At 59.4% G+C, this 13,860-nt stretch carries 12 protein-coding genes and 1 tRNA gene; 9 read left to right on the forward strand and 4 right to left on the reverse strand.

Features of this window, described 5'->3' with window-relative positions; genetic code table 11:
* Window positions 1–37: 37 nt before the first annotated feature.
* Together rnpA and rpmH are read right to left on the reverse strand one after the other, a co-directional pair.
* Window positions 38–373, reverse strand: coding sequence for a ribonuclease P protein component (rnpA, locus tag NB311A_RS20510; RefSeq protein ID WP_083780431.1), 336 nt, complete (start codon window positions 371–373; stop codon window positions 38–40).
* A gap of 21 nt (window positions 374–394) precedes the next feature.
* Window positions 395–529: a 50S ribosomal protein L34 gene (gene rpmH, locus NB311A_RS20515; RefSeq protein WP_006609582.1), complete on the reverse strand. Its 135-nt coding sequence runs from the start codon at window positions 527–529 to the stop codon at window positions 395–397.
* Window positions 530–847: 318 nt separating this feature from the next.
* Here rpmH and NB311A_RS09240 point away from each other — a divergent pair, with 318 nt between their 5' ends.
* From NB311A_RS09240 to NB311A_RS09275, 8 genes are all read left to right on the forward strand, one after another.
* On the forward strand, window positions 848–2,326 hold the full coding sequence (locus NB311A_RS09240) for a HAMP domain-containing sensor histidine kinase (protein WP_009798260.1): 1,479 nt from the start codon (window positions 848–850) through the stop codon (window positions 2,324–2,326).
* Between the two features lie 240 nt (window positions 2,327–2,566).
* Window positions 2,567–2,643, forward strand: a tRNA-Arg gene (locus tag NB311A_RS09245).
* Between the two features lie 103 nt (window positions 2,644–2,746).
* Window positions 2,747–3,718: a hypothetical protein gene (locus tag NB311A_RS09250; protein WP_009798261.1), complete on the forward strand. Its 972-nt coding sequence runs from the start codon at window positions 2,747–2,749 to the stop codon at window positions 3,716–3,718.
* 130 nt (window positions 3,719–3,848) lie between these two features.
* Window positions 3,849–4,088, forward strand: a complete 240-nt coding sequence (locus tag NB311A_RS09255) for an AlpA family transcriptional regulator (RefSeq protein ID WP_009798262.1) — start codon at window positions 3,849–3,851, stop codon at window positions 4,086–4,088.
* Between the two features lies 1 nt (window position 4,089).
* Complete coding sequence (locus NB311A_RS09260) at window positions 4,090–4,572, forward strand: helix-turn-helix domain-containing protein (RefSeq protein ID WP_040674673.1); 483 nt, start codon at window positions 4,090–4,092, stop codon at window positions 4,570–4,572.
* The gene (locus tag NB311A_RS09265) at window positions 4,572–5,615 is read left to right on the forward strand and encodes a site-specific integrase (RefSeq protein WP_009798264.1); all 1,044 of its coding nucleotides are present in this window, start codon (window positions 4,572–4,574) and stop codon (window positions 5,613–5,615) included. The genes NB311A_RS09260 and NB311A_RS09265 overlap by 1 nt, the downstream gene beginning before the upstream one ends.
* Window positions 5,616–5,678: 63 nt before the next feature.
* A complete protein-coding gene (locus tag NB311A_RS09270) occupies window positions 5,679–8,372 on the forward strand; it encodes a site-specific DNA-methyltransferase (protein ID WP_009798265.1) in 2,694 nt (897 codons plus the stop codon).
* Window positions 8,372–11,515: a BPTD_3080 family restriction endonuclease gene (locus NB311A_RS09275; protein WP_009798266.1), complete on the forward strand. Its 3,144-nt coding sequence runs from the start codon at window positions 8,372–8,374 to the stop codon at window positions 11,513–11,515. The genes NB311A_RS09270 and NB311A_RS09275 overlap by 1 nt, the downstream gene beginning before the upstream one ends.
* A 27-nt stretch (window positions 11,516–11,542) precedes the next feature.
* Here the strand turns inward: NB311A_RS09275 and NB311A_RS09280 are convergent, their stop codons facing one another.
* Window positions 11,543–12,817, reverse strand: a complete 1,275-nt coding sequence (locus NB311A_RS09280; RefSeq protein WP_009798267.1) for a site-specific integrase — start codon at window positions 12,815–12,817, stop codon at window positions 11,543–11,545.
* 140 nt (window positions 12,818–12,957) lie between these two features.
* Entirely contained in the window at window positions 12,958–13,389 is a 432-nt protein-coding gene (locus NB311A_RS09285) for a hypothetical protein (RefSeq protein ID WP_131522903.1), read from the reverse strand.
* 125 nt (window positions 13,390–13,514) lie between these two features.
* On the opposite strand from NB311A_RS09285, the gene NB311A_RS09290 reads away from it, so the two are divergent.
* On the forward strand, window positions 13,515–13,860 hold a 346-nt coding region (locus NB311A_RS09290), incomplete at its 3' end, for a transposase (protein ID WP_009798269.1).

Below are 13,860 nucleotides of genomic sequence, written 5' to 3' on the forward strand. Positions count from 1 at the left end.
CTGGATGCACCGTTGATGCCGCCGGTTTGACGCCGCGTCATCCTTGATGCCGGCGGTCGAGGCGATGGAACGCCGAACGCAAATCATCAAGCATCACTGCGAAACGGCGGTTGAGCGCAGCACGGCGGCCGATTATCACATAATCGCTGTGCGGTCGCATGGATACGGCGTCCATGCGCTTCACCAATTCGCGAAGCCTGCGGCGGATGCGGTTTCGCTCGGTCGCGGTGCCATTTCTTTTGGTCACCGTAAAGCCGATCCTGATCGGACCGCCGTCGTCGCGGAGGCGATTCTGTACCACGAAGGCAGGGGCGTTCACCCGCGGCCCATGGGCAACGGCGAGGAAGTCCGCCCGTTGCCTCAACCGGTCCATGATGATCTCGGGACGATCCGCTCAGGCGCTCAGGCGCTTGCGGCCCCGCGCGCGCCGCGCGGCAAGAACTTTCCGGCCGCCGGTGGTTGCGAGGCGGGCACGAAAGCCGTGACGGCGCTTGCGTACCAATTTACTGGGTTGATAAGTCCGTTTCACGGGAGTCTCCGCTGACCGGGCACGTCGCCTGATTTGAGATGAAGTCCGGTAATGCCGACCTGAACCGAGCCGTTTTTTGGCTCGAACAAGCTGCCCCGGCTGAAACCGAGCCGTCACGGACAATTGGCGCGGCTTATACGGGAGCGGCCTCTTTTCGTCAATCTCGCCCTGTATCGTTTCCGGGGTCGGCCGAATTGGCCAAAATTTCGCTCCGACCTATATTACGCATGTGTTCCAGCAATTGGTCCTGAAGCCGGCATCGTCCGTTTTAGGAGCGCGGATCACCGTCAATTTGCCGCAGGCTTGCAGAGGACAACCGTGTCACAGGCGATTGAACAGCTCCGGATTCGGGCCGCGCGTCTGTCGTTGCGCGGCCGGCTCGGCCTGTCAGGCAAGCTCCTGCTGCTGACGATTCCGCTGGTGATGATCGCTGAAATCCTGATTTATGTGCCTTCGATCGCCAATTTCCGGGTCAACCGGCTCAATGATCGGCTGGCGGCAGCGAACACGGCCGCACTGGTGCTCGACGCGGCGCCGTCGGGCATGGTGCCCGATTCGCTCGCGCGGCAAATTCTCGGCAGCATCGGCGCGCGTGCGGTCGCCATCAAGATGGGTCAGCAGCGCCGGCTGCTCGCGAGCGCAGATCTGCCGGCGGCGATCGACCATGACATCGACATGCGCACCCTGACGCCGTGGTCGGCCATCGTCGGCTCATTCGAAACCATGCTCGAGAGCGGCAACCAGGCGATCCGCATCATCGGACCCGGGCCGCGCGGCGCGCAATTCATCGAAGTCGTCACCGACGAGGAGCCGCTGCGCCAGTCGATGTACCGCTTTTCACGCAACCTGTTGCTGGTCTCGCTGGCGATAGCTATTCTGACCGCGGCATTGGTCTATCTGGCGCTGCACTACCTTTTCGTCCGCCCGATGCGCCGTCTGACTGCGAATCTTGTGGGCTTTCATCAGAATCCCGAGAGCTCGGCGCGGATTATCGTGCCCTCGCAGCGCGGCGACGAAATCGGCGTCGCCGAGCGTGAACTCTCCGACATGCAGCGCGACCTCGTGTCGATGCTGCATCAGAAGAGTCGGCTGGCTGCGCTCGGCCTCGCCGTTTCGAAGATTAATCACGACCTGCGCAATCTATTGGCTTCCTCGCAGCTGCTCTCCGACCAGTTGGCCAGCGTACCCGATCCCCGGGTGCAGCGGTTCGCGCCAAAACTAATGCGCTCGCTGGAGCGCGCCATCGCGTTCTGCCAGTCGACGTTGTCTTACGGACGGGCGCAGGAGGCCGCCCCCGACCGGCGGCTGATGGCGATCGAGCCCGTCGTCAACGAGGTGCGGGAGTCGGCCGGACTGGCCCCGGACGGATCCATCACCTGGATCAACGCGATCGAGCGCGGCCTTACCGTCGATGCGGATCCCGATCAGCTTTTCCGCATTCTGCTCAATCTCGTGCGCAACGCCGCACAGGCCTTGGAGAGCCAGCCGCGAAACGATGTTGCGACCCGGCAAATCAGGGTTACCGGCCGCCGCGAAGGCGCGGTGGCGTTCATCGAGGTTTCCGATACCGGACCGGGCGTTCCGCAACAGGCGCGCAACCACCTGTTCGAGGCCTTCCAGGGATCGGTACGCCCGGGAGGCAGCGGTCTCGGCCTTGCGATCGCGGCGGAACTGGTGCGTGCGCATGGCGGCGACATCCATCTGGTGGAAGGCACCATAGGCGCAACGTTCCGGATTTCGATCCCGGATCGTCCGGTGGAGTTGCAAACAATACGCAACGAACGCGCCCGCGCCTGATCGATTTCGAGATTGTCGCTGCTCCGTGAAGGCGGATTTCGATTTTCTTGCCATAAGGTTAGCAGGCGTGCCTTGTCGCGCCGCTCCCCGTGGAATCATCATACGGAAGTTCTTGTCATACGGCGCTGCCGGTGTAGCCGCCGCTTGCAAAGCCGACCGGGAGCCGTTAGCAATGGCCCGCTTTCGGGACGCTGTTCCGAAACGAACCACTCTGAATTTCCGCGATTTACGCCGACAAACGCGCCCGTAGCTCAGCTGGATAGAGCACCAGACTACGAATCTGGGGGTCAGGAGTTCGAATCTCTTCGGGCGCGCCAGTAACCAGTTGATTTTGAGTCGGAATTTCTGTGAGATTTTTAACTCCTTGACACTCGGATTGATCGGGGCAGCACCCGGGCAACACGGGAGCTAGACACGCCGGTGTCGCGAAATAGAAAATCCAGCGTCGCGCCGATCAAAGCCGGATCACAGCGACGGGGCGACATCCTCAAGTATTGCGAAGTCCAGCTCCAAAGCTTGGCCAAATTGTACGAAACGACAGACCCCGCTCATGGCTTAGTCTCTGAAGAAGGTAAGCTTGAAGCGGCACGTCAGGCAATTTCGATTTGGTGGTATCTCTGGGCTGAGCTGATGCTCTGGGCGCAAAGCCACCTCGCGGGCTACGAGATGTTGAAGTCGCGACCCGACCTGAGACTACGCCTCGAAGAGCGATTGGGCGTCAATTTTTCCGTCGATTCGCACGTCGTCGAATATGTCGGAGTCTACTTCTCGTGGAATCATGTCGATGATAGCGACCCTATGCTCTCCGCAATTCACGAAGTCATGGAAGAGTTTGAGATTACGATGAAAGACGCGCCGCTGAGGCCGACCATTCGCGAACTGCTGGTCTCGTGCTCAGCCAACAGCTCGTTCTGGAGGTTCCCGCTACAACACGCGCTGTTTGCGCTAGAGCTCGGAGAGGTTGATGATTTAGTCAAACCCAGTCAAACGCGGAGACAAGGAAACCCTGTCGCACTTTATTTTTGGAAGCTGATGGCGCTCTGTCACGTCCATTTCCTGATAGGAAAAGGCGTTAAAAAATATAGGGCGCTGGAGGACGTTGCTCGCGCCATAGGGCAAAGCGTCGAAACGCTTCGAAGCTGGGAAAAAGCTTACGGCTTTGATGATGATTTTATGATGTCCCTTCGGGCTGCACAGATGGCCGGACAGCTCGAGGAGCAGCTTGATACGCGCGCCGTTAAGGACATTATCGAAGAACACGCGCAAGAATACTTCCGTCATACGGCAGATATCGAGTACGCCAAGCGGAAACTTGGAGAATTGCGTGCGTCACCATTGAACGTTGTTCGAGAGGGGCTCAAAAAGGCAAGGGGTGCAAAAAATGGTAGCTGAGAGGCTCTCTCAGATACCGTTTTTCCGGGTATCAATATCTCCGCCAAGATTCACCGCGACTGAATAGTAGATGTCCTGACATTGCTGGGAATGCCGAGAGAAGTCGGCTGATTCAGCAAAGAGGACGTACATGACGAATTTTGCGAAGGTCGTTACCACTAGCGAGGCGGCTCGGCTCGTAGGTTTGTCGGAAAGCACGCTTGCCAAGCTCCGACTCAATGGTAACGGTCCGACCTACTGCAAACTAGGACGGCGGGTCGTGTACCGCACCGTGGACCTGGAGCAGTGGCTTCAATCCCGCACCGCGCGCGACACGTCAGACGCCGACGCGCGTTTCCTGAAGGCATTAACGTCCGAGCACGCGCGCTGAAATGGGGTATCGGCACCCTAACCCGCGCCTTGCGAAAATCCATCACAGCTACTCGGTGGAGGACCTGGCGCGTTTGTTCAAGGTCCACAAGAACACAGTGCGCAACTGGGTCGGGCAAGGCTTGGAACCGATCGACGATCGGCGCCCAACTTTGATCCGAGGTCAGGAAGTTCGCCGGTTTCTTGCCGATCGCCGGGCACGGACGAAACAGACCTGCGGTCCCGGCCGAATCTACTGCCTGCCTTGCCGCGCCCCGAAAATGCCCGCCGGCAACATGGCCGAATGCATAAGGGGGGGTGACACCACCGGTACGCTTCAGGGCATCTGTCCCGACTGCAACCGAATGATCTATCGCCGGGTCAACTTGCTGAACCTGGACGCGGTGCGCGGCGATCTCGACCTTTCGATTACACAAGCACGACTACGCATAGAAGAGACGGCGAAGCCTAACGTGAACTGTGACTCAAGCGGAGACAACTACTGATGAACGGGCACAATGCCGCAAACGAGCGCATAAAGCGGCAGTATTTCGCGTACCTGGCCGAGGCTCAAGGCTACAGCGAGCCAACGATTGACGCAGCGGCGAAGGCGATTGCACGGTTCGAAGCGTACACTCGTTTCAAAGACTTCAAGGCGTTTCATATCGAGCAGGCCAAAGCCTTCAAGCGCGATCTTGCCGGCCAGCGAAGCAACCAGCGGGGCCAGCCGCTGAGCAAAGCGACGCTCTACGCCACCTTGACCGCCCTGAAGCGGTTCTTCACCTGGCTTGCCGGGCAGCCCGGTTACAAATCGCGCATCTCCTATCCGGATGCGGAGTATTTCAACCTTTCGGTCAAGGAGACCCGGATCGCGAAGGCGACCCGCTCGGAGCGGGTCCCGACCTTGGAGCAAATTCGGCATGTGATCCGGTCGATGCCTGCGAACACTGAAATCGAGCGGCGTGACCGCGCGTTAATCGCCTTCACGATCTTAACTGGCGCGCGCGACGGCGCGGTTGCGTCGTTCAAGCTCCGCCACATCGATATAACTGAAGGGACGATCGACCAGGACGCCCGCGAGGTGCACACCAAATTTGCCAAGTCGTTTGTCACCACCTTTTTCCCGGTGGGCGAAGACATACGAACTGTGCTGGCCGAGTGGGTGGCCTATCTGCGGACAGAAAAGCTCTGGGGCCTGGACGACCCGCTTTTCCCGGCGACTAAAGTCGCAGTGGGCGACGATTGCAGATTCAGAGCGGTGGGGCTGGATCGCAAGCACTGGAGCAATGCCGGTCCGATTCGTGTGATCTTTAAGAATGCTTTCGTCGCGGCTGGTTTGGATTATTTCAACCCGCACAGCATCCGCAAGACGCTCGCGCTGCTTGGGGAGACGCTCTGCAAGACGCCGGAACAATTCAAAGCGTGGTCCCAAAATTTAGGCCATGAGCATGTCCTGACGACGTTCACCAGCTACGGTGTCGTGAACAGCCGTCGGCAGTCGGAGCTTATGCGGTCATTTGCCAGTTCGGCCATGGATGCCCCAAGATAGCGGAACCAGCGATGCTGGTGCCAGCGATTCGGATTGGAATCGCGTGTTTGGGGGAGCGCGGAGATGGCGAAAGACAAACGTTCTGGCAACGCATCGGTTTACAGGCACGATCAGGAAGCCGTGCAGCGTCCAGATGTTGGCGTCGAGGCGCAGTTTTCGAACAAGAAGGCACCCAAAACCTACAGATACGATTCGAGCCTCGCTCCCGAGCTATCCTGGGATGAAAACGCCGATCGCGCCCTTGCGGAATGGCTGCTGTCGCTCGTCGCGGACGCCGCGGAAAAGGGAGAGAGCAAGGTATTCACCACGCCGCAGGTGTGGGCGGCCAACGGGGAGAGCTTCTCGTCACTATCCCAATGCGTGGCACGTCTCCGCAGCCTAACCAAGCCCTTCCTCAACTGGACCGGTAAGGCCGAGCGGCAGCAGGTGACGGTATCGACGCTTCCCCTGTTCGTCCACGAACGGCACTCGACGCAGGCGATCCTGGAGACGCTGAGGTCGCACAAGGCACTCGGCACCAACCTCGATCTGTTCGGCGACATCAACCTAGACGTCGCTGACAAGCTGGACGCCTACGACCACAAGGGACCGTGGACCAACCGGCTCATCCTCGGCGACTCCTTGCAGGTCATGAACTCCCTGCTCGAATACGAGGGCATGGGCAACTCGGTGCAGACGATCTATTTCGATCCGCCTTATGGCGTGAGATATGGATCGAATTTTCAACCCTTCGTTCGCCGCCGCAAGGTCGAGCATGGGAAGGATGAAGAGTTTTCTCGTGAGCCGGAGATGGTCAAGGCATACCGAGACACTTGGGAGCTCGGTCGCCATTCCTATCTGACATACATGCGAGATCGCTGTCGCCTTGCTCGCGATCTGCTCACCGATACCGGTAGTATTTTCGTCCAGATTTCGGATGAGAATTTACACCTTGTTCGTGCCGTACTTGACGAAGTCTTTGGCGAAGAAAATTTCGTCGCCGTCATCAACTTTAAAACGATGATGCCCTTAGAATCGGGCAAGATTGAATCGGTTGTCGATTATCTTTGTTGGTACGCCAAATCCAAGCCAATCATGAAGTACCACAACATTTGGGTCAAAAAGAATGTTGGTAAAGGGTCTGAGTTCGTATTCGCAGATGATGGAGGCCCTGATCGCCACCGGCGGCTCCATAAGGAAGAGATGGACGATTTTGACAACACCGCCTCGAAGAACAACGTATTCAAGCGGAGCGATCTAGCTTCATCAGGCTATACACCATCTTGCACCTTTCCAATCCAGTTTGATGGCCAAACTTTCACGACAAAGCGCGGAAAGAGTTGGCGGACCACAAAAGATGGAGTTGCGCGACTCGAGCAGCAGCATCGCCTTTTTGTTCTTGGCCAAAAGCTATATTTTAAGATGTATCTTCGCGACTTTGGTTATGGTTCGCTGATAAACCAATGGACCGACACGATCGAGTTTGGCAGTCGCTCGTATGTCGTCCAGACCACACCGACGGTGATCGAACGATGCATCAATATGACGAGCGATCCGGGAGACCTCGTTTTCGATTTAACATGCGGATCGGGAACAACTGCCTATTGCGCTGAAAAATGGGGCAGGCGCTGGATTACTTGCGATACGTCGCGTGTGCCGTTGGCGCTCGCTCGTCAGCGCTTGCTTACCGCAACGTTTCCATGGTTCCGCCTACAAACTCCGGCGGCTGGGCCGGCCGGAGGCTTCATCTATGAACGCCGCCAGAATCGATCCGGCGAAGAAATCGGCGGTTTTGTTCCTCGCATTACGCTTGAAACACTAGCCAACGATTTAGACCCCTCCATGGTCCGTCTCGTTGATAGACCGGAGAAAAATGACAAAATAACGCGCGTCTGCGGGTCGTTCACAGTTGAGGCAACCATTCAGGCCGCCATGAGTCTTGAGGAAGATTCTGGCCAGCAGACGCCGCAGCAGTTTTCGGATAATCCTCGTGCCTATCTCGACCGCATGACCGAGTTGCTGCGCCAAAGCAAGACGCTTCAACTCCCAGGCAACGTGACCTTGCAACTGGACTCGATCAGCCCGCTAGCGGATCGCGAGTATCTTCACGCGGCGGGCGTGGCAAAGAACGGCAGCGAGAAACGCATCGCCTTCGTCTTCGGCCCGGAGGGCGGCGCCATCGGCTCCGAGTATGTCTTCAATGCCCACACCGAGGCGTTGCAGCAAGGCTTCCAGCAACTCTTTCTCTTCGGCTTCGCCATCCAGGCGAAGGCCCGCGAGATGCTGGGCAGGTTGAAGGTTCCGACGACCTATGTGGCGGTGACGCCCGACGTGGTTATGTCCGATCTGCTCAAGACCACCAAGGCTAGCGAAATCTTTTCCATCACCGGACTGCCCGACGTCACCCTGGAACAGGTCAGTAAGGGGAAGGACGGCACGCAGCTCCACCGCGTCGTCATCAAAGGACTCGACATCTTCCGGCCCGATACGATGGAGACGGATGAGATTAAGGCCGAGAACCTGCCATGCTGGATGCTAGACAGCAACTACAACGGCATGGTGTTCATGGCGACGCAGGTGTTCTTCCCCAAGACCGGCGCGTGGGAGAACCTGCAAAAATCCCTCAAGGGCCAGTTCAGCGACAGCGTATGGGAGCACCTCGCCGGCACGGTGAGCGAGCCCTTCGTGCTCGGCGACAAAAAGCGCATCGCGGTAAAGGCCATCGACGAGCGCGGCAACGAGCTGATGGTGGTCAAGGCCGCTGAGGGTGGCCGCTGATGCCCGCCGCCCAGCAGCAGGAGGCGCCGCCGACCGTCGCCGAGGTGGATTCGCCGATCATCAACTCGCCCTTTCACGAGCCGAAGCAGTACTGGCAGATCGAGCGCGGCAAGCCGCCGGTCAAGGCCGAGGGTCGCCGTCGCGCCAGTTACTTCTACCGCGTGCCGGAACATGCCGGGCGCGGGAAAAAGGCCAAGAAGCAGGCCGAGCTCTTCGACGACGCAAAGGGCGAGGAAATCGAACTTGAGATCGTCAACGTTATTCGCGAGCGGGTGAAGGAATGGCGCGAGGGCGCACGCTCAGGCGGCGTCGCCTATGACGGCGCATCCCCTGTAACGAAGGAGCTGCTCGAGCTCTGGCGCAGCAGCGACCGGATGCAGCGGCTGTTCTTCGCGCAGATCGAGGCGGTTGAGACGATCATCTTCCTGACCGAAGCCACCGAAATCTACCGGAAGGGCGTCTCCGAGATTCCGAAGGACGAACCTGGTCTTGAGTCCAAGGCGGCGGGCATTCGCGCCTTCCTCCGCTACGCCTGCAAGATGGCGACCGGCTCCGGCAAGACCACCGTGATGGGGATGCTGGCCGGTTGGTCCATCCTCAACAGCGTCGCGTCGCCGCGCGATGATCGCTTCTCCGATACGATACTGATCGTCTGCCCCAACGTCACCATCCGCGAGCGTTTGCAGGAACTTGACCCGGCGCTAGGCGACCTGAGCCTATACCGGACCCGGCAACTGGTGCCGCCGCACCGGATGGAAGAGCTGCGCCGTGGCGACGTGATGATCGCCAACTGGCACCGCCTCGCGAAGAAGGAGACGAACACGGTCAACGGCGACTCCGCCAAGGTTGTCAAGACCGGCGAGCCGGTCGAGGTCGTGAAGAATGCCGGAAAGGCTAACGAGACGATCGAGACGAAATACTTCGAGTCCGACGTCGCCTGGTTCAAGCGCATCCGCCGCGAGCTCGGCACCGGCAAGGGGCGAAGCTCGCACTGGCTGATCTTCAACGACGAGGCTCACCACGCCTATCGTCGCGGTGACACCATGACCGACGAGCAGATCCTCGACGACGATAAGGACCTTGCCAGCAAGAATGACCGTGAGGCAACCATCTGGATCGAAGGTTTGGACCGCATCCACAAGCTCGCAGGCGGAAGTCGCAGGCGCGGCATCAATCTCTGCGTCGATCTTTCGGCGACGCCCTTCTATATACAGGGCTCCGGCAACGATGTCGGCAAGCCGTTCCCGTGGATCGTGTCCGACTTCGGACTCTTGGACGCGATCGAATCAGGTCTCGTGAAAATTCCGCAGCTTCCGGCCCGCGACGTGACAGGCGCAGCGGAGGCAGCCTATTTCAACATCTGGCGGTGGGTGCAGGCCAAGGCCAAGGAGGACGACCTCGGCACGACGATCACGCCAGAGATCGTGATGAACTACGCCAGTGCGCCCATCAATCTCCTGGCTGCGGACTGGCATCAGCGTTTCGTGGAATGGGAGCAGTTTTCCAAGCAGCAGCACAAGCATCCGGTACCGCCAGTCTTCATCGTCGTGTGCCGGGACACGGCGGTCGCGCGCGAGGTGCACTCGTGGCTCGCCAACGGCAACGACAGCTATGGCGTTTCCCCGGCGTATTTCCGAAACGCTCCCGGCCAGGAGGTCACCGTCCGCATCGACTCGAGGGTCATAGAAGACATAGAGGCCGGCGGCACGAAGGACGAGACGCGCCGGCTGCGCTTCATCCTTGATACGGTGGGCAAGGCCGAGTGGCCCGGCGGCAAGGTGCCCGAAGACTGGTCCGAGCTCGTACGCAAGCACAACGAGAAGGCCGCGAGTGACGACAACGACGGAGCTTTGAAGTGGATCGACGAGCGCATTCCCCCTGGGCGCGACGTACGCTGCATCGTCTCCGTCGCAATGCTCGCGGAGGGATGGGACGCCAACACTGTAACCCACATCGTCGGCCTGCGCCCCTTTGGCTCGCAGCTCCTCTGCGAGCAGGTCGTGGGCCGAGCCCTGCGCCGCAAGAGCTATGCGCTCAATGAAGATACGCAGATGTTTGCCGAGGAGACCGCTAAGGTCTTCGGCGTGCCGTTTGAGTTGATCCCATTCAAGGTCGCAACGGCGGGACCGCGGCCGCCGCAGCCCGACCCTAACCACATCTATTCGGTGCCGGAGAAGGCCGAATACGAGATCACCTTCCCAATCGTGACCGGCTATCACCAGTCGGGAAGCCTTGATGTCTCGGTCGATTGGGATCAGGTGACGAAAGTCACCATCGACCCGATGCGCATCCCGCAGCTGATCGAACTGACGCCGCTCACCACGCCGGACGGCGCGCTGGCGGCCTACGGTCCCGGCGAAAAGCCGGTGCTTTCACTGAAAGACTGGCGCGCCCTGTTCCGCGACCAGCAGGTCAGCTTTCGGCTCGCACGGGAGATCTGTGTCCGCTGGCAGGCCGACAAAGGAGCGGCGGCCGTGCCGGTGCAGCAATTGTTTCCGCGTGTGGCCTTTGCTGCAAAACGATTCCTTGCTGAGAAGTTGGAACGGAAGGGCGACAGCCAGCCCTGTGACGTGTTGCTGGTCGGCGAGTATATGCAAGCGTCGATCAGCGCGCTTCTCGATGCGATAAAAAAAGGCTCCGCGACATCTGAGGCTGAGCTTGCAATAATTCCTCAAGGTGCAGCCGGCCGAGGCAGTACACTTTATGTCGATTTCCACACGACGAAGCCGATCTACCCGGTTAACCATTGCCATCTAAACGCGATGGCCGCAGACACGCAAAAATGGGAGCAGAGCGCGGCCTTTCTTCTCGATACACATCCAGGAGTCCGGAGATGGGTGAAAAACGACCGGCTCGGCTTTTTCATTCCCTATCGCAGCCGCGGGCTCCCGGCGAAATACGTGCCGGACTTCATTGTCGTGACCGACAAAGATCAGAACGTTATCATTGAGATAAAGGGACAGGTGACGGACAGTGCCGACGCAAAGGCTAAAGCCGCGCTGCGGTGGGCCGCAGCAGTGACGCACCTCGGGCAGAACGGGAGTTGGCACTATAAGCTGGTTACTGATCCCGGCCGCCTTGGTTTGGATTTGAACGAATATACGAATGCCGCGTGGGATCAGAACGAGTTTCAGTTGGCTTGACGTTCAACTCCCTTATGACGAAAGGAGTTAACCGTGCTTCCGAATTGGTAGGGTGACCGCTTTTGGCCTTCCGTCCATCGCCGCCGCAATGCGGCCGGCAATGGCTTCCGACGCACAGCGCAGCGGATCGTTGTCAAGGTGCGTGTAACGCGCCGTCGTTGCCGACTGAGCGTGCCCCAACAACCGGCCGATGATCGGAAGGCCCAGTCCACCGCCGGCACCGAAGCTCGCATATGTGTGCCGGAGATCATGCAGGCGCACACCGGTCAATCCAGACCGCTTGGTGACGCCATCCCATGGGCGTTTTAGATCGCGACGTGGACGCTCCGGATTGTCGCCGGGCACCACATAGGGGCCGAGGCGATCCATTGTGCTCAGCACCGCAAGGGCAGGAGCATTGAGGATGATGGTCTTTCGGCCGCTCTTGCTATCTGGCAAGAACAGGCATCCGCGTTCGAAATCGACGTGCTCCCACCGGAGATGGAGGATTTCCCGCAGGCGGCAACCAGTGAACAGCAACAGCCGTAGCGCCGCCGCCGCCGATGGCGCGATCCGAGTGGACCGCTTGGCCTTCGGCATATGCTTCGCGGTGGGCTTAGTTTCGTCCACCGACCAGGGGATGCCGGTAGTCTCGGCTTCGCGGATTGCGCTGCCCAGCCGTTCCAGTTCCTCACTGGTCAGAAAACGTTCGCGGCGGCTTTCTTTGAACTTGTCGATCCCGCGTGCCGGACTGATGCCTTCCGGCACGATGCCTGCGCGGCCTGCGAAGGCGTACATGCTGCCGACCACCGCCAGCACGCGATTGGCCTGAAAGGGCGTGTCGGCGAGCGAGGAATGCAACCTACCGACCTGAAGCCGGGTCAGCTTGTCGGCCTTGGTCGTGCCCACGGCAGGCTTTACTATGCGGTCCAAAATATCGCGGTAGAACTCCGCGGTCCCGGCCTTGCGTTTGGCTCGCACATGGTCGGTTACGAACCGGTCTGCTAGCTCGGCCACCGTGGGTACGCCGCGTTCGGCGGTCTTCTGGTTCGCTGGATCGTGCCCATGCGCTACTGCCGCCAGGATGACCTTGGCACGCGCCCGGGCGCGTTCCGGAGTGATTTTTCCGACTGCGGCGATGGTGTAGCGCCGTACGGGCGCGCCGCGCCCAGAGCCGGCCCGGTAGACGACCACGTAGGACTTCGCGCCGGTCGGTCGCACCCGCACGCCGAAGCCGGTCAGGGCATCATCCCAGACCGTGAACTCGCCGCCGCTAGTCTGGAGGGCTTCCACGCTGCGCTTGGTGATCCGTTGGGCGGTCATGGCTTCCTCGCTACAATTCGATCCGGGGTAGCACCGGGGCAGCACCGAAACGGCATTCCCCGGAATTTCGGAGTAGCAGCTTAGAAGCGAAAAAGCTTGTGACAACGGGGTTTTTACCGCTCAGGGAAAGGCTAGGAATTTCAGGGAAGTGGATAACTTAAGACTACGAATCTGGGGGTCAGGAGTTCGAATCTCTTCGGGCGCGCCATCTCAAAATCGTCACCGGAAAATTGATCTAATAGTTTGAACGGCAAGGATAAATCCGCCGTTCTAAATCCTTCGCCGCGTTGGTATTGCAGCCGCCTCGCAAAGGCGAGTTTTAATACCGCCCTTTTGTCTTCCAGGCGCTCCGAGCGCCATAGATTCCAAGGGCTTGCGAGAAAGCCGAGCGCCGTTCTAACTGTTTTGTCGAAGTCCTGCGCCGGACGCGTTGTTTCGGTCATGCGGTCGCGGATCAAAAGCTTTTCCGCCTCAAGCGTCTGGATGCGGTTCTCATAAGCCGCGATGACGCTCGGCAGACTGGCGTCAAGGATGCGTTCGAGCAGAGCTGCGACCTGCTTCTCGATCTTCACGAGTTGCGCGGACAGAGCCTTCGACATCGACACGCCGTGCGATGTCCGGGATCAGCACCTATGGCACAGAATTGATGGTGTGATCTAAGGAGTGTTCGGTTCTCGTCGCAGACGAAGGAACGAACATGAGCACGAAGTCGACTGGCGGCAAACGCTCCGCCGAACACGTAGTCAAAGATATCCGCCGTGCGACGCGGCGGCACTTTTCATCAGAGGACAAAATCCGGATCGTGCTGGATGGGCTTCGGGGCGAAGACAGCATCGCCGAGCTGTGCCGCAAGGAAGGGATAGCCCAGAGCCTCTACTACACCTGGTCGAAGGAATTCCTGGAAGCTGGCAAACGGCGGCTGGCTGGCGACACGGCTCGTGCTGCGACGACCGGTGAAGTTCAGGACCTGCGCCGTGAGACCCGTGCCTTGAAAGAGGCGGTTGCCGATCTGATGCTGGAGAACCGTCTGCTCAAAAAAAGTA

It is taken from the genome of Nitrobacter sp. Nb-311A, from assembly GCF_000152905.1.
In the GTDB taxonomy this organism is placed as follows: domain Bacteria; phylum Pseudomonadota; class Alphaproteobacteria; order Rhizobiales; family Xanthobacteraceae; genus Nitrobacter.